General features: G+C 64.5%; 15 protein-coding genes. 8 read left to right on the forward strand and 7 right to left on the reverse strand.

Going from position 1 to position 16,904, the window contains the following annotated elements; translation table 11 throughout:
• Nucleotides 1–16 precede the first annotated feature (16 nt).
• The 8 genes from ureA to ureG all read left to right on the forward strand — a co-directional run bounded on the left by ureA (nucleotide 17) and on the right by ureG (nucleotide 6,725).
• Nucleotides 17–319 (forward strand): urease subunit gamma, encoded by a 303-nt coding sequence (gene ureA / locus RBT42_RS03500; RefSeq protein ID WP_320362474.1) that lies wholly within the window; start codon nucleotides 17–19, stop codon nucleotides 317–319.
• A 19-nt stretch (nucleotides 320–338) separates the two neighbouring features.
• Complete coding sequence (locus tag RBT42_RS03505; RefSeq protein WP_320362475.1) at nucleotides 339–515, forward strand: hypothetical protein; 177 nt, start codon at nucleotides 339–341, stop codon at nucleotides 513–515.
• A complete protein-coding gene (locus RBT42_RS03510) occupies nucleotides 512–832 on the forward strand; it encodes an urease subunit beta (protein WP_320362476.1) in 321 nt (106 codons plus the stop codon). Before RBT42_RS03505 ends, RBT42_RS03510 begins: the two co-directional genes overlap by 4 nt.
• Before the next feature lie 64 nt (nucleotides 833–896).
• Complete coding sequence (gene ureC / locus RBT42_RS03515; RefSeq protein ID WP_320362477.1) at nucleotides 897–2,624, forward strand: urease subunit alpha; 1,728 nt, start codon at nucleotides 897–899, stop codon at nucleotides 2,622–2,624.
• A 228-nt stretch (nucleotides 2,625–2,852) separates the two neighbouring features.
• Entirely contained in the window at nucleotides 2,853–4,421 is a 1,569-nt protein-coding gene (locus RBT42_RS03520; protein WP_320362478.1) for a methyl-accepting chemotaxis protein, read from the forward strand.
• Between the two features lie 57 nt (nucleotides 4,422–4,478).
• A complete protein-coding gene (ureE, locus tag RBT42_RS03525) occupies nucleotides 4,479–5,204 on the forward strand; it encodes an urease accessory protein UreE (RefSeq protein WP_320362479.1) in 726 nt (241 codons plus the stop codon).
• 121 nt (nucleotides 5,205–5,325) lie between these two features.
• Nucleotides 5,326–6,084: an urease accessory protein UreF gene (locus tag RBT42_RS03530; protein ID WP_320362480.1), complete on the forward strand. Its 759-nt coding sequence runs from the start codon at nucleotides 5,326–5,328 to the stop codon at nucleotides 6,082–6,084.
• On the forward strand, nucleotides 6,081–6,725 hold the full coding sequence (gene ureG, locus RBT42_RS03535) for an urease accessory protein UreG (RefSeq protein ID WP_320362481.1): 645 nt from the start codon (nucleotides 6,081–6,083) through the stop codon (nucleotides 6,723–6,725). Before RBT42_RS03530 ends, ureG begins: the two co-directional genes overlap by 4 nt.
• Nucleotides 6,726–9,224: 2,499 nt before the next feature.
• On the opposite strand, the gene RBT42_RS03540 is transcribed toward ureG, so the two are convergent.
• The 7 genes from RBT42_RS03540 to RBT42_RS03570 form a co-directional block, all read right to left on the reverse strand.
• Nucleotides 9,225–9,413, reverse strand: a complete 189-nt coding sequence (locus RBT42_RS03540; protein ID WP_320362482.1) for a hypothetical protein — start codon at nucleotides 9,411–9,413, stop codon at nucleotides 9,225–9,227.
• Between the two features lie 10 nt (nucleotides 9,414–9,423).
• The gene (locus tag RBT42_RS03545; protein ID WP_413785842.1) at nucleotides 9,424–12,264 is read right to left on the reverse strand and encodes a DUF927 domain-containing protein; all 2,841 of its coding nucleotides are present in this window, start codon (nucleotides 12,262–12,264) and stop codon (nucleotides 9,424–9,426) included.
• A gap of 396 nt (nucleotides 12,265–12,660) precedes the next feature.
• The gene (gene istB, locus RBT42_RS03550; protein WP_320362483.1) at nucleotides 12,661–13,458 is read right to left on the reverse strand and encodes an IS21-like element helper ATPase IstB; all 798 of its coding nucleotides are present in this window, start codon (nucleotides 13,456–13,458) and stop codon (nucleotides 12,661–12,663) included.
• Nucleotides 13,451–14,974, reverse strand: a complete 1,524-nt coding sequence (gene istA, locus RBT42_RS03555; RefSeq protein WP_320362484.1) for an IS21 family transposase — start codon at nucleotides 14,972–14,974, stop codon at nucleotides 13,451–13,453. Before istA ends, istB begins: the two co-directional genes overlap by 8 nt.
• A 559-nt stretch (nucleotides 14,975–15,533) precedes the next feature.
• Nucleotides 15,534–16,028 carry a hypothetical protein gene (locus RBT42_RS03560; protein WP_320362485.1) on the reverse strand — a complete coding sequence of 165 codons (495 nt, stop codon included), beginning with the start codon at nucleotides 16,026–16,028 and terminating at the stop codon, nucleotides 15,534–15,536.
• Nucleotides 16,025–16,240, reverse strand: coding sequence for a hypothetical protein (locus RBT42_RS03565; protein ID WP_320362486.1), 216 nt, complete (start codon nucleotides 16,238–16,240; stop codon nucleotides 16,025–16,027). Before RBT42_RS03565 ends, RBT42_RS03560 begins: the two co-directional genes overlap by 4 nt.
• A 390-nt stretch (nucleotides 16,241–16,630) precedes the next feature.
• Nucleotides 16,631–16,904, reverse strand: a 274-nt coding sequence (locus tag RBT42_RS03570; protein ID WP_320362487.1) for an integrase core domain-containing protein, incomplete at its 5' end; no start/stop codon positions are given.

Genomic DNA, 16,904 nt, shown 5'->3' on the forward strand with positions numbered 1-16,904 from the left:
GCCCTGACACGACACCATGGAACTGACGCCACGCGAAAAAGACAAGCTGCTGATCTTCACCGCCGCCCTGCTGGCCGAGCGGCGCAAGGCCCGCGGTCTCAAGCTCAACTACCCTGAGGCGGTGGCCCTGATCTCGGCGGCCATCATGGAAGGCGCCCGCGACGGCAAGAGCGTGGCCGCCCTCATGAGTGAAGGCAAGACCGTGCTGAGCCGCGATGATGTGATGGACGGGGTCGCCGACATGATCCCCGACATCCAGATCGAAGCCACCTTTCCGGACGGCACCAAATTGGTGACCGTGCACCAACCTATCGCATAACCTTCTTCAGAGCACCAACATGAAGCACAACACGCTGATCACCACCCTGACCGCCCTGCTGAGCACCGGCGCTGCCCACGCCCACGAAGGCCATGGCCTGCCCGGCATCTCCCACTGGCACAGCACGGACGTGCTGGGTTTCATCGCCGTGGCCGCCTTGGTGGCGGGCGTGATCTGGTTCAAGGGCCGCAAATGATGTCGGACCGCGTCACGCCGGGCGAGTTGCTGATCGATGGCCCCGACCTGCCCATCAACCCTGGCCGCCGCACCCTGACGCTGGTGGTGGAGAACGCAGGCGACCGCCCCATTCAGGTGGGCTCGCACTACCACTTCGCCGAGACCAATGGCGCGCTGCGCTTTGACCGGCCAGCGGCTCAGGGCATGCGCCTGAATATCGCTTCGGGCACCGCCGTGCGCTTTGAGCCCGGTCAGCAGCGCACGGTCGAACTGGTGGACTACGCCGGTGCGCGCGTGGTCTACGGCTTCCGCGGCCTGACCCAGGGCCCGCTCTGACACCCTGCCCACCCGACCCGCACCACCGGACCCTCGAACTGCCTCTGAAGAAGGACACGCCAAGATGGCAAGCATCCAGCGCCGCGCCTACGCGGAAATGTTCGGCCCCACCGTGGGCGACCGCCTGCGCCTGGCCGACACCAACCTGATCCTCGAAGTCGAACAGGACTACACCCTGCGGGCCGGCGGCTACGGCGAAGAGGTGAAGTTCGGTGGCGGCAAGACCATCCGCGACGGCATGGGCCAAAGCCAGGTCTGCAACGGCCCCGGCGCGATGGAAGCTGCCGACTGCGTGCTGACCAACGCCCTCATCCTGGACCACTGGGGCATCGTCAAGGCCGACATTGGCATCAAGGCCGGCCGCATCGTCAAGATCGGCAAGGCTGGCAATCCCGATGTGCAGCCCGGCGTGGACATCGTCATCGGCCCTGGCACCGAAATCGTCGCCGCCGAAGGCATGATCGTCACCGCCGGCGGCATCGACACCCACATCCACTTCATCTGCCCGCAGCAGATCGAAGAAGCCCTGAGCAGCGGCGTGACGACCATGATCGGCGGTGGCACCGGCCCGGCCACGGGCACCTTCGCCACCACCTGCACGCCCGGCCCCGACAACATCGCCATGATGCTCAAGGCCGCCGAAGCCTTCCCGATGAACCTGGGCTTCCTGGGCAAGGGCAACGCCAGCCAGCCTGAGGCGCTGCGTCAGCAGGTCAACGCCGGTGTGATCGGCCTGAAGCTGCACGAGGACTGGGGCACCACGCCCGCGGCCATCGACACCTGCCTGAGCGTGGCCGAAGAGACCGACATCCAGGTAGCCATCCACTCCGACACGCTCAACGAATCGGGCTTTGTGGAAGACACGGTGGCCGCCTTCAAGGGCCGCACCATCCACAGCTTCCACACCGAAGGCGCGGGGGGCGGTCATGCGCCCGACATCATGAAGGTGGTGGGCGAGCTCAACGTGCTGCCGTCCTCCACCAACCCGACGCGCCCCTTCACGGTCAACACCATCGACGAGCACCTCGACATGCTCATGGTGTGCCACCACCTCGATGCGTCCATCGCCGAAGACCTGGCTTTTGCCGAGAGCCGCATCCGCCGCGAAACCATCGCCGCCGAGGACATCCTGCACGACCTGGGCGCCATCAGCATGTTCTCGTCCGACTCGCAGGCCATGGGCCGCGTCGGCGAGGTCATCTTGCGCACCTGGCAAACCGCCCACAAGATGAAGGCCCAGCGCGGCAAGCTGCCCGGTGACACCGACCGCCACGACAACGCCCGCATCAAGCGCTATGTGGCCAAGTACACCATCAACCCGGCGCTGGCTCACGGCGTGGCACACGAGGTCGGCAGCATCGAAGAAGGCAAATGGGCCGATCTGGTCATCTGGCGCCCGGCCTTTTTCGGCGTCAAGCCCAGCATCATCATGAAGGGTGGTTTCATTGCCGCAGCCGCGATGGGTGACCCCAACGCCTCCATCCCGACGCCACAACCAGTGCACTACCGCCCGATGTTCGGCGCCTTTGGTGGCGCGGTGGCCCGCACCTCGCTCACCTTCCTGAGCCAGGCGGCCATTGCCGCGGGCGTGCCCGGCCAGCACGGGCTGAAGAAACAGGTCGTGGCCGTGAAGGGCTGTCGCACGGTCAAGAAAACGGACATGGTGCACAACAGCTACCTGCCCACCATGGAGATCGACGCCCAGACCTACCAGGTACGCGCCGATGGCAAGTTGCTGACCTGCGAGCCGGCGGTGAGCCTGCCGCTGGCCCAGCGCTACTTCCTGTTCTGAGCGATCCATCACAGCATCGTGTCACGCACATGACACCGGGATGTCACATCGATGAACGCCGCGATGTTCGGGGATCCGTCACAAAGCGCTCAAGCTGACACATTCCTTTCGTGATCGCCAAAGAAGATGGCGGCGGCCGTGCTGCGTCAGGACGCAGGTGGGCCGTCGTCAGGCATGGGATGGGGTGCGCCCGGCTGACGAGCTCAGACGCCCCCGAACAGGACTCCCGTGCAATTTTTCGTTCGACTCCGTAATTGGAAGGTCGGCACCCGCCTGGCCTTTGGCTTTGGCCTGATTCTCTCCCTGCTGTGCGTCGTCGCCGTGCTGGGCATGCTGGGCATCGAGCGCAGCCGCGCGATGCACAACATCTTTGAAGAAGCCCTGGCCGTGCGCCAGCAAGGCAGCCACGTCAACACCCTGCTGCAACAAGACCTGGTCAAGACCCAGGCCATCATCCGCTCGGCCGGCATGCCCGAGGTCGTCGAGCGCTTCAAGCCCGAGCTGCAAGCTGCTGACCAGACCATTGCCCAGGTGCTGCAAAAGCTGGCCAGCAACCCGGTCGTTGCCGTCAAGACCCAGGCCAACACCCTGCGCACGCAACACCAGCAGTATGTGAAGACCCGCAACGAGGTGCTGGAGTTGGTCGAAACCGGCCAAACCCTGCTGGCCACCGAGCAAGAAAATCAGGTGCTGCTGCCAGCCGCCGCAGCCGTGACCCGTGAGAGCGACAAGCTCCTCCAGCAAGTCGAACAGCACACCCAAGAAGCACAGGCCAACTTCGCACACACCACGGCCACCGCACAGTGGCTCATCGGCGCCTTGACCCTGGTCACCTTGCTGGCGGGCACGGCATGGGCATGGTTCATCGCCCGCTCGGTGAGCCGCCCCGCCCTGGCCGCCATGCAGGTCAGCGAAGCCATTGCCGAGGGACGACTGTCCCACTCGGTCCACGTCGAAGCGGGCCAGGATGAACTGGGCCGCATGCTCGACTCCATGCGCCGCATGCGCACCAATCTCCTGCAGCTCACCGGTGAGGTGCGCGACCAGTCTGAACAGCTGGCCGTGACCTCGCACCAGGTCGCCACCGACGCCACCCACCTGTCGCGCAGCTCGCAAGAGCACGCCAGCGAGCTGGCCCAATCGCGCCAGGCCCTGCAACAGATCGAGGTTGACATCTCGGACAACCTGTCGCGCACCCACCAGGCCAGCCAATTGGCCTCCACCGCCCGCCAAGTGGCCCAGGAGGGACGCAGCTCCATGACCCGCGTGATCGACACCATGCGCGGCATCCACACGTCCAGCAAGCGTATGAGCGACATCATCGGTGTCATCGACGGCATTGCCTTCCAGACCAACATCCTGGCGCTGAACGCCGCCGTGGAAGCTGCGCGTGCGGGTGAACAAGGTCGCGGCTTCGCCGTGGTCGCGTCCGAGGTGCGCTCGCTGGCACAGCGCTCGGCCAACGCCGCCCGCGAGATCAAGCAGCTGATCGTGGACAGCGCCAACCGCGTCACCGAGGGGGCCGAACTGGTAGAGCAGACAGGCAACACCATCCACACCTTGCAAAACACCATCGACGAGGTGGCGCAACTGATCACGCATCTGACGCACACCAGCCAGGAGCATGCCCAAGGCATTGGCTCGGTGCGTGAAACGGTGCACCGCCTGGACGAGGCCACTCAGCAGAACATGGTGCTGATGGCGCAAAGCACGGAAGCCGCAGAGGGCTTGAAGTCCCAGGCCGACCGCCTGCTGGCCTCCGTGTCCTTCTTCCAACTGAGCCCCTCCGGCACCTGAGGTCGGCACGGGGTCGCTACACTTTGCAGCTTCACCTGAAGTGCAAAGCGAGCCCCCATGCTGACCGTCAACAAGCTCCTCCCCCAGGGCCAAGGCCTTGCCCCCGTGCTGCTCAAGCGCGCCGCCACCGCGCAACTGGACTGGGATGTGCGCCAGAAAAGCCGCTTTGACGCGGTGGACAGCCAAGGCCGCAGCCTGGGCGTGTTCCTGCCCCGGGGCAGCGTGGTGCGGGGCGGCGATGTGCTGGTGGCCGAAGATGGCAGCATGATCCGCGTGGAAGCCGCGCCTCAGAACGTGCTCGTCATCACCCCGTGCAGCGAGCATGGCTCACCGTTTGACCTGACTCGTGCGGCTTACCACCTGGGCAACCGCCATGTGCAGATCGAGTTGCAGCCCGATCACCTCAAGATCGAGCCCGATCATGTGCTGGCCAACATGTTGCGCGCCATGCACCTGACGGTGCGCGAGACGCAGGCCGCGTTCGAGCCCGAAGGCGGCGCCTACGCTGCGGGCGGGCATGGTCACGGCCATGACCACGCGCATCACGATCACGATCACGCTCACAGCCACGACCATGAACACGCGCACTCCCACGCGCATGGCGAAGCCGCCCACGTTCACGGCCCCGGCTGTGGACATGACCATGGCACGCCGGCAGGTGCAGAAGGCCCGGCCGCAGCCACACCCGCCGCCCCCACCTCACGCGGCAAGCCCATCGGCATCGCGATCAAGGCGGCACCGGTGCCCCATGTGCACGGACCAGGCTGCGGTCACGACCACTGATTGCACGCGAACGGAACGCGACCCCATCCAGGTCGACCTGCATCCGCCTCACGGATGCACCAAAACGAAGCGCCCGGGCATGGTGCTTGCTTGATTCCAGCAAGCACCCCACATCCTTCCCATGCCCCGCGTTCTCACCCGCCCCGCCCCGCTGCCGCCTTCCGCCCGCCTGCAACTGATGTGGCTGGCCTCCCCCGCTCTCCCTGTGGGTGGCTTCAGCTATTCCGAAGGGCTGGAGTCGGCCATCGACACCGGCCGCGTCACCAACGAAGCCCAAGCTGCTGACTGGCTGCTGCAGCAACTGCACCTCAGCCTGGCCCGCGCCGACCTGTCCGTTGTCGCCCGGGCTGTGGCCGCCTGGCAGCGCCACGATCTGGTCCGCATCACCGAGCTGAACGCCTGGATCACGCACACCCGCGAAACCAGCGAGCTACGCCAGCAAACCGAGCAAATGGGCCGCTCCCTGGTGGAATGGCTGCGCAACCGCTCGGGCGATGCGCTGTCTCACCCTGCTGACCAGCGCCTGGCCCAATGCGCCGCACTGAGCCCCGCCCCCAACTGGCCCATCGCCTTTGGCCTGGCCGTCGCCCAGTGCCTGCCCGCCCAGACCAGCGCAGACACCTTGCTCGCAACCCAACACGAGGCCCTGCTGAGCTTTGCCTTCGGCTGGGCCGAGAACATGGTGCAGGCCGCCATCAAGGCCGTGCCGCTGGGCCAGAGCGCCGGTCAGCGCATCCTGCAAATCCTCATCGATGCCATCCCCGATGCCATCGACCACGCCCTGGCCCTGCCTGACAGCCAACGCCAGGCCTTCACCCCCATGCTGGCCATCCTCAGCGCCCAGCACGAACACCAGTACTCACGCCTCTTCAGATCATGAGCAACTTGCATCACATCCCTGGCCGCACCAAGAAACTACCCCCTCTGCGCGTGGGCGTAGGTGGGCCGGTCGGCTCCGGCAAAACCACCCTGCTCGAAATGCTGTGCAAGACCATGCGCGAGCAATACGACCTGGTCGTCATCACCAACGACATCTACACCAAGGAAGACCAGCGTCTGCTGACCGTGGCCGGAGCCCTCGACCCGGACCGCATCATGGGCGTGGAAACCGGCGGCTGCCCGCACACCGCCATCCGTGAAGACGCCTCCATCAACCTGGAAGCCGTGGACCGCATGCTGGCCAAGTACCCCAACGCCGACATCGTCTTCATCGAATCGGGCGGCGACAACCTGGCTGCGACCTTCAGCCCCGAACTCAGCGACCTGACGATTTACGTGATCGACGTGGCGGCAGGCGAGAAAATCCCGCGCAAAGGCGGCCCTGGCATCACCAAGAGCGACCTGTTCGTCATCAACAAAACGGATCTGGCGCCCTATGTAGGGGCCAATCTGGACATCATGGAAGCCGACACGAAGCGCATGCGCCCGACGCGCCCGTTCGTGATGACCAACCTCAAGACCCAAGCCGGTCTGCGCGATGTCATTGGCTTCATCGAAACCAAAGGCATGCTCACGGCCTGAAGTGGTCCCCAGCCTGGAAGCGAACCCTCTAGGCAAAGTGAGCACTTTCTCAAAAGTTGCCCCCAAAGTTGCCCCCATCGGATGAGGGCTGCCCCCTTTTGGGCCTGGATCAGGTGGCAAGCCAAGCGGCCCATGACCAAGCCGCCCGGCCCCTTTCATCGCGTTGACCCCCCCCTATTTGAAAATTGGAGCTGTGCGAAGATTGCCTAGGCGGCCGGTTTCCAGCTGAGGGAGTCTGAACTTTTGACCCTCCCCCTCCATCCGTGACCGTCCAGACGCCCGAAGAAACACCCCGCACGCGGCAGAAAAAACGGGTACGCGCTCGGGTTTCACACTTTTTTTTGTGGGGACAGTGGGGACAAACACGAAAACAGCATGTAAGCCATTGATTCATAATGATTATTCTGTCCCCACATGGGTGTGGGGACAACCCAAAACAGTGTGGGGACAGTGGGGACAAACTCACCCGGCGAGTGCCGCAAGCCTGCCCATCCCTTCCCCTGGTGTGTGAGTCTGTTTTTGCAGCGCGTAAGGCACCCACCACGCGGCCCCACCGCACCCGGCAGCTCACGCCTACCGCTGAGGCGCTGTCCTGGTCGTCATCCCGTAGCACCGGGCACCGGGCACCGAGCACCAGGGACAGGTCAGGTCAGGCCAGGCCAGGCAAGCAGGGCCAGGGCTGGCGCAGGCCGCCGTCCTGGTCGTGCTGGCGGCCTCGATGCCACCACCAGCGCCAGCAGCTCACGCCCACGGCTGAGGCGCTGTCCTGGTCGTCAGGATGTACCGCAACAGAGCACCAGGGACAGGCGCAGGCAGGCAGGCAGGGGCCAGCGCTGGAAGCCTCGATGCCACCCAGAACCAAAGCCGCCCATCCCTTCCCCTGGTGTGTGAGTCTGTTTTTGCAGCGCGTAAGGCACCCACCACGCGCCCCCCACCGCACCCGCCAGCTCACGCCTACGGCTGGGGCGCTGCCCCGTCCTGGTCGTCATCACGTAGCACCGGGCACCGGACACCGAGCACCAGAGGCAGCACAGGCACAGGCAAGCAAGGGCCAGGGCTGGCGCAGGCCGCCGTCCTGGTCGTGCTGCGGGCCTCGATGCAGCCCCCCAGCGCCAGCAGCTCACGCCCACGGCTGGGGCGCTGGCTTGGTCGTCAGGATGTACCGCAGACCAAGCACCGGGGACAGAGCACCAGGGACAGGCGCAGGCAGGGGCCAGGGCTGGCGGCCTCGATGCCACCTAGAACCAAAGCCGCCAATCCCTTCCCCTGGTGTGTATCTGTTTTTGCAGCGAGGAAGGCACCCACCACGCGGCCCCACCGCACCCGTCCGCTCACGCCCACGCCTCAGGCGCTGTCCTGGTCGTCAGGTTGTGCCGCACAGGCCAGCCCGTGACCAGACACAGCACCGGGCACCAGGGACAGGCGCAGGCCGGGCAAGCAAGGGCCAAGGCTGGCGCTGGCCGCCCTTCCGGTCCTGGTGCTGGCCTCGATGCCACCACAAGCGCCAGCCGCTCACGCCCACCGCTGGGGCGCTGGCCTGGTCGTCATCCCGCAGCACCGGCACCGCCAGGGAGACAGGCCAGGCAACAGGGCCAGGGCTGAAATGCTGGCCCGCCTGGTCGTGTTGGCTGCCTCGACGCCACAACCAGCGCCAGCGGCTCCGGCCAACCGCTGGGGCCGCCCGTCCTGGTCGTCAGGATGTACCGCAGGCCAGGCGCTGGGGAAAGAGCACCAGGGACAGGCGCAGGCAGGGGCCAGGGCTGGCGGCCTCGATGCCACCCAGAACCAAAGCCGCCCATCTCTTCCCCTGGTGTGTGTGTCTGTTTTTGCAGCGCGGAAGACACCCACCACGCGGCCCCACCGCACCCGGCAGCTCACGCCTACCGCTGAAGCGCTGTCCTGGTCGTCATCCTGTAGCACCGGGCACCAGACACCGAGCACCAGGGGCAGCACAGGCATAGGCAAGCAAAGGCCAGGGCTGGCGTTGGCCGCCGTTCTGGTCGTGCTGCTGGCCTCGATGCCACCACCAGCGCCAGCAGTTCACGCCCACGGCTGGGGTGTTGCCCCGTTCTGGTCGTCATCCCATAGCACCGGGCACCGAGCACCAGGCACAGGCGCAGCAAGAGGGCCATGGCTGGCGCTGGCATCCCTCCTGGTCGTCATCCCGTAGCACCAGGCACAGGGGACAGAGCACCAAGGACAGGCGCAGGACAGGTAGGGGCCAGGGCTGGCGGCCCTCCTGGTCCTGGGGCTGGCCTCGATGCCGCCACCCAGCGCCAGCAGCTCACGCCCACCGCTGGGGCGCTGGCCTGGTCGTCACCCCCAGCACCGGACACCGAGCAACAGGGACAGCGCAGGGGCAGGCGTAGGCGTAGGCGTAGGCGTAGGCGTAGGCAAGGCAGGGCCAGGGCTGGCAGTGGTTGCCCGTCTGGTCGGGCTGCTGACCTCGATGCCGCCCACCCAGCGCCAGCAGCTCAGGCCAACCGCTGGGGCCGCCCGTCATGGTCGTTCCCCCAGCACCAAACACCGAGCACCAGGGACAGCGCAGGCGCAGGCGTAGGCGTAGGCGTAGGCGTAGGCGTAGGCGTAGGCGTAGGCGTAGGCAAGGCAAGGCAAGGCAAGGCAAGGTAAGGCAACGCAGGGCCAGGGCTGGCGCTGGCTGTAGCCCTGGTCGTTCTGTTCCCTCATGGTGCGGTCCTTACAGCTCAGCCAAATCATCAGCAAGGATGCTTGCCTTGATCCGGTAAACACGGGCATGACCCAGACCAGGCAAGCGCTCCTTTCGGCTCATGTGCCGCCCCCCACCAGACTCAGGCACCAGGTGCCCACGCTTGAGCAACAGGCGGGCCATTGCGGAGGGCTCGAAACCCTCACTCAGCCGCCCCTTGAAAACCTCGTCAAACACGAAGAACTCAATTGACACACCCTCACCATCAGCCGGTGTCATGCGCTCGCCATACTCCCGCATGTGGTCGCTGTCGCTCTTGATGGGCTTGCCCTCTTCATCCACCAGGCGACGAAAGCCCCACCGCTCCGTGGGGTTCGGTGCCCGGTCATCCGCCGCCCGGTGCCACCATGCGAAGTTGCCAGCCCCACGCTCAGCAAGCAGGCGCTGAACTTGCCGAAGCATGTGCGCCTCTTCCGCGTTACCAATGCCGCCACGGGATGCCAACCAAGCATCAAAGCAGGCCCGCACACCACGGGCAGCCTCGCCAGGCTCCCAGCCGGTTAAACCGGCCTCAGTTGCCAGCTCACCCGCCACAGCCACCAAAGCAAAGCGCCGCCCCACGCGCTGCACCTGCCCACTCGCCGCCTCGGGTATCCAGTCAGCCGCGTAGCGCTCTATTCCTTCCCTGGTACGCTCCCTCAGCGTGTCCACCTGGTCCACCAGCCAACCAAGCCAGGCCCGGCCCGCCGTCCCGTGCTGTGTCTCGCACGTCTTGACCAGGTAAGCCGAAAGCCCGGCCCCGCTGGTGTGTTCGTGCAACACGTTGAAGAGCCCCAACCCAGCGCCAGCATCAGCCGGAATGTCAGCCATGCGCAGCTCTTGCCCTGCCTTGCTGCGCTTGCCGCCTTCTGCCATGTGCTGGCTTAGGCTGATTTCACCCGCAGACAGGAACAGCAACCGCCACTGCAAGCGCGTCCTTACCTGCCCAGTCTTGGTACTTCGTCCTTTGCCGGACTCATTGGCAAGCATGTAAGCGCAATCCCCCGCAGCCTTGGGGTCCACTTGGGCCAGCTCGTCCAGGATCAGCAAGCCATCGCAGTGCTGACCGGCGATTGCCTCCAATGCGTTATCGGTCGTGCGCCAGCGCTGCACATAAGACAGCCCACCCCATACGGATGCAGCCACCCGCATGGCCGTGGTTTTGCCGCAGCTTGAGTCCCCCCGCAGGTGAAAGCCGCCACTGTCCACGCCTGAGGGACGCACCAGGGCACCAGCAAAGGCACAGGACACCGCAAACAACAACCGATCATTGCCAACACACAGCGCCGCCACATCGGCCCGCCAGGCATCCAGCGTGCCGCGTTGCTTGTAAGGGTTGTCTGTGATGCCGTCCACCTGGTAAACAATGCGCTCCCCATCGTTGCCCAGCGTCTCACGGGGCAACACATAGGACCGGCCATGCCAGCCCACCCGATCAGCACAGCGGGCCACTTCCTCAGGCTGACGGCTTTGCAGGTACTGGCCTAGCCTGTTGCGGGCATTGGCACCGCTGGCAATGCGCAAACCCATGTTCAGCAGCGCGGCCCGGTACTCAGCCCCGTCACCAGCCAGCATCCGGGCAGGCATGGCCCATGTGCGAACCTTCCCCAGAGGGTCAGCAAACTCCAGCAGGAAGCCCCAGCCCTGCCCGTCCTCGTCCCTGGTCCGGGCCGTCACGTCCAGCCGACTGCACACCCACTGAGGGGCTTTCTGCCGCCCGTCCTGGTCTGCCTCCAGGTAGAACACGCCTTCGTCACTCACTACGAACCGGTCCCACACAGGGCCGCCCTCATCCGTGGCTTGGGCGCGTGACTTACCTTTGACGCCCGCCTTACTTGCTGGCGCTGCATTCATGTCGCTGATTGCTTGTTCCACACACTGCCTCACCGCTGCCAAGCCTTGGGCCTGGTGCATGTCGTTGAAGTCGCTCCCCGTCTCATCCAGGCCAGCAGGGAACACAGCCACGCCTTGAACCGCCTTGGCCGCCGCGCTGGCCTTGGCCTTGCCGGGGTTCTGCCCCTTGCTGGCTTGCGTAGCCTGGTCGTCATCACCACAAACCACCAGCACCGCACCGGGGAAGAGCTGCCGCATGGCCTTTGCCACGTGCGCCAGGTTTCCCGCGTCAAAGGCCACAGCAACAGGCAGGCCGGTGGCCTCATGCACGCTTGCTGCCGTGGCGTAGCCCTCTGCAATGAGGATGGCTGTAGGCTTGCCCAGCTCACCCACCATGTGCCACAAGCCCGACTTGCGCCCGCCCTTTATGAAACGCTTTTCAGGCGCATCAGCGGGCCGCACTGGTGCAATGCGCTGGACGTTCCACAAGCGCCCCTCAGCATCCCTCATGGGCACCAGGAGAGAGCCGTCCTCACAGAAGCGCACGCCGTAGGGCTGCACACCCTTCCGGGCCAGATAAGGGCTAGAGCCCGTCTCGCTGGCCTGTGCCCATAGGCTGGCAGCGTGCCGCCCTGCCTGGTCGTGCGACTCCGCAAGGCGGGCTTGCTCTTGGGCTGCCCGCTCAGCCCTCTCACGTGCCAGGCGTGCCGCCTCTTTCGGGTCCGGCTTGCTGGTCTGCCTTTCACCCTTGGGCAACTCAAAGCCGCCTTGCTTCGCCAGGTGAATCAGGGTGCCAATGCCAACCCGGCCGGCGCTCTTGATGCTGCGCCAGGTGTCGCGGGTGTCGCTGGCGCTGTATGCCTCACCAGCCCCTTGGCTCCACTCACTGAAGAGATCAAAGCCCGTGCTGTCGGGATACTCGCTCTTGATGGACATGGCAACCCGTGCCCACTCATCGCGGGCCAACAGCGGGGAGATGTAGCCCAGGGCAGCACGCACCAGCTCAGGAGTGATGTTGCTTTTCAAGCGGGCCGCCTCTCGTTCTTACGCTTGCTGACCCAGTGCTTCAACTCGGATTGCAACGCGTTGACAAAATCACTCGATGCAAGCCCGGCTTCACCGTGCGCTGTCAGCACTTTTGCAGTCAACTCATACAGCTCCCGAAAATGCCGCCGCTGGTCGCTTGCGTCTGCAAAAGGGTCGTTCAGGACTGTCCGCGCCGATCCAAATCTGAGCCACCGTGCCGATCCAATATTGAGCCAGGGCTGGTAGCCGACCAAAGGGTGGTCAGCTGTGGATAAGTGTAGAGCCTGGCCTGGGTTTTGAGTCTTCCGGCCGGCTTGATTGAACATCAAGGGGGAAGCCGCGCAGCGGCTTCCCCCTTCGCTTTGAGCTTCAGGCCTTGCCCTCTGCTGCAGCCTGCATCCGAGACTGCTCTCGTGCCTTGATGCGCCTCTTGGCCGTGCTGGAGCTGTGCAGGAACCGATGTGACTCGTTGCCCGTCTCCAGGATGTGGCAGTGATGCGTGAGCCGGTCCAGCAGTGCCGTTGTCATCTTGGCATCACCAAAGACACGCGACCATTCCGCGAAGTCCAAGTTCGTCGTGATCATCACGCTGGTGTGCTCATACAACCGGCTGAGCAAGTGGAACAGCAGCGCACCGCCTGCCTGGCTGAACGGCAGGTAGCCCAACTCATCGAGGATCACCAGGTCCAGGCGCAACAAGCTCGTCACGATGCGTCCGGCCTTGCCTTGTGCCTTCTCTTGCTCCAGCGCGTTGACCAGATCCACCGTGGAGTAAAAGCGCACGCGCCTGCCATGCTTGGTGATGCCGGCCACGCCAATGGCTGTGGCCAGGTGGGTCTTGCCGGTGCCAGGCCCTCCCACCAACACCACGTTGTGCGCCACTTCTGTGAAGCCTGTCTCTGCCAGCGTGTGAACCAGCTTGCTGTCAACGGGGGACACAGCGAAGTCGAACCCAGCCAGGTCTCGATGCACAGGGAACTTGGCTGCATGCATCTGATGGCTAACCGAGCGCATGCCTCGGTCTGTGGCCTCGGCCTGCAGCAGGTGTTCAATCAACCACCGCGCCTCCTCTGAGCCCGTACTGGCCCCTTGTTCGATCAGGTCTAGCCAGGCGCCCGCCATGCCGTGCAGGCGCAGTTGTTTGAGCTCTGCAGCGATATCACGCATGGTTGATCTCCTCCGTGCCGCCTTGCCCGCGCAAGCTGTCGTAGCGCGCCGTATTGGCCAGTGGGGTCACTGTCGCCTGCAGACTGGTCTGTGCATCTTCAGGCGTGGGCGCAGGGTTGAGCCTGCTCAGAACATTGATCACATGCTCGACGCTGACCTTGCCAGACGGTGGCGCGCTCTCCAGCGCCAATTCAACTGCCACCAGCACCGCATCCAGGCCAGCTGTGCTCACAATGGCCAGTACCTGCGCCATGACACGGTCGCCACCTGCCTGACGGAGAAGCCCTCTGCGTAGCTGCTGCAAGGCCGGGGGTAGGTCGGCGAAGGGGGCACCATTGCGCAGCGCACCGGGTTTTCTTTGCACCAGCGGGATGTAGTGCTGCCAGTCGTAGCGGGTCTGGCCTCGGTCAGTCAATCGCTCGTGCTGCGCAACCACCTCATCGTTGGCCACCACGACCACCCGCATCGGGTACAGGCGGGTGCTGACCATCTGCCCGGCCAGCTCGCACGGCACCGAGTAGCGGTTGCGTGCCACCGAGACCATGCAAGTGCTGGTCACCCTCGCCGGGCGTTCCACATAGCCGTCAAAGGGCTGAGGCATCGACATCAAGTGGGCACGTTCATGCTCCAGCATCTCGGCCACGCTGAACTGCGAATGCTCCGGGTGTCGTACCTCAGACCACAGGCTGCGACAGCGCTCGCCCAGCCAGGCGTTGAGTTCGGCAAAGGAGCCAAAGCGCTGCTTGGCCGCATCGATCCAGATGCGCCGCCTGCTGTCTTGCACGTTCTTCTCGACGACACCCTTCTCCCAGCCACTGGCCACGTTGCAGAAGTCGGCGTCGAACAGGTAGTGCGCACACATCACCGCAAAGCGGGCGTTGACCACTCGGCCCTTGCCCTTCTTGACCTGGTCCACGGCCGTCTTCATGTTGTCGTAGATGCCCCGACGGGCCACCCCGCCCAGCGCCGCAAAGCTGCGCGTGTGCGCATCGAACAGCATCTCGTGCCCCTGGCTGGGATACGCCACCAGCCAGAACGCACGGCTGGCACACAGCTTCATGTGCGAGACCTGCAGCCGGTAGTAAATGCCGCCCACCACCAGGCCTTCTTCGCTCCAGTCAAACTGGAATGCCTCGCCCAGCTCGAACGACAAGGGCACGAAGGCTCGCGTCGCTGCCGCTTGGCCCTCGCCTTGGCGCCACTGGCGGATGAAGTCCGTCACACGGCTGTAGCCGCCTTCGTAACCTGCCGATTTGAGCTCGCTGTACAGCGCCCGCGCCGTGCGGCGCTCGTGCTTGGGCCGATGGGCATCGGCCTTGAGTGCCTGCTTGAGAACCTCGTGGAAGGCCGTCAATTTGCCCGGTTGCTCGCCTCGCCGGTACTTGGGCTCGCCATCCAATGGCGCCTTGAGCCACTTGGCTATCGTGTTGCGCGACAGCCCCGTCATCCGCGAGATCTCCCGCTCTGACTTCTTGCCTCGGCTGTGCAGCCGCCGGATTCTGCCGATCATGTCCATGGTGATCACTCCTCGAACCCCGCTGCATCAAAAAGCAGCAGGGCAGGTTGAACACCTGGCTCAGTTTTAGATCGGCACACCCCTCATAAGTGGCTCAGTTTTCGGTCGGCGCCAACAATCAGGCCGCAAAGACAAGATAGGCGCAGTCTCGCCCCAGTTGTCCACCCCACCGGGTGTCAGATCAACAGCCCCGCTCAACGGTTTGCCGCCTGGTTCAAGCATGGCTTCCACGCGTGCGCTCATGCTGCCACCTCCTGCCGACCTTCCGCACCAGGGCCAATAGGCCGACTCGGATGCTTCTCATCAACGAAGCCACATCCAACCTCATCAGCCTCAAAGCTGATTGCATCGCAGGTGCTAAGAGCCATGTCCGCTATCACGCGCAGGACTTGCATTAGGTCGCCTGTGCGGCCCTCGCCGCCTGAGCGCTCAATGCTTTGAGCGGCAACACGCGCAACCGCCTCAATCTGACTCAGGCCGCGCTGTGAGAGCTGGTCCATTGTCTTGATGCTGGACCGTAACGTTTGAATCCGCCCGTCCAGGGCTTGATGCGGGCCGCTCATGCCGCCCCCCCACGCTCTGACTGCCCGCCAAGTGTTCTAGACAATGAGGGAGGCTGAATAACTCTGAGAAGCCCTTTGGCGATCAACATATCGCGATAGGAGTTCACAGCCACCGACCGCACCTCAGCCGCCACATCGGACCCAGCGGCGACTACTTCGCCGCTCTCGTTCAGCACAGCAAACGAACCGGGCTCACCGGCAATCGTCACTGAAGCCCCCTCATGAACCACGCCACTGATAAGGACTCCACCTGCGATTGGCTCGCCCCAAACCCGCACATGCCCCTCGCCTTTCAACATGGCCCTGTAGAAATTCACACACACCGTAGCCAACACACGGGCCACGTCATCCCCCAAGGCAACAATGCTGCCATCAGCCGCGAGGACAGCTAACACGCCAGGTTGCCCCTCAATGGTCAAGGTCAGGGGCTTGCCAGCAGTTCGCGCAATCACGATGCCGGGTAGGCGTCCGGTCTTTTGCGTGCCGATCATGCAGCCACCTCCAGCGCACGCAGCGCATTGAGGGCAGACAGGGCCTGCACAGCCTTGCGAGCCGCACCGGGCACATTGGCCGCAGGCTGGCGCAGGTGATACAGGGCCACGCTGAGAGCGTTTTCGGCTTGGGCGTGAAGCTGGGAGATTTCCAGCTCAGAGAGAGGGACAGGCGCAGCGGATGAGCTGGCCAAGGTCATGACCGTGGACATGGTTTCAGGCTCCTTATCGAGACTTGAAGCCACCCGCAGCGTTCTTACGCGCAGCGGGTGGGCGGGATGTTAAGAACACGCGATAAGGCGTGCGGACGCCCTTACGGGTAGCCCCATCCCGCCCGCAACCAACAGCACGCCATTGCAGCGCACCGGAAATGTTCGGACGTGACAAAGCCTCACTGTCGGGGAGGCTGCACCGCTTATCGATGGTGTTCTTACGCACCGGGCCTTTCGGCTTGGGCGGATTATTGCACGCAGGTTGGCTGGGGTGTCAAGCCCTGGTGACGCTAGGTGCTGGCGCTGGTGGACTAATCCAGACGTCAAGACAAAAAGTGACCCACGCTTTGCTGAAGCGCCCCGGGTTTCGCGGAGGCCAGTTGGTTTAAGTCAGACGGTCGCGGCCTGACCAGCGCGTTGTTGATGGTAGTTTGCCTCGAACTCAGCAGGCGGGACATTGCCCAGTGGCCCCATCAATCGATGGTGGTTGAACCAAGAGACCCATTCCAGCGTTGCCAGTTCGACGGCCTGTTTGGTCTTCCATGGGCCGCGACGGTGGATGACCTCAGCCTTGTACAAGCCGTTGATGGTCTCGGCCAGGGCGTTGTCGTAGCTGTCACCCTTGGAGCCCACTGAGGGCTCGATCCCGGCCTCGGCCAAGCGT

Origin of the sequence: Aquabacterium sp. (assembly GCF_034003525.1) — a bacterium.
In the GTDB taxonomy this organism is placed as follows: Bacteria; Pseudomonadota; Gammaproteobacteria; order Burkholderiales; family Burkholderiaceae_C; genus Aquabacterium.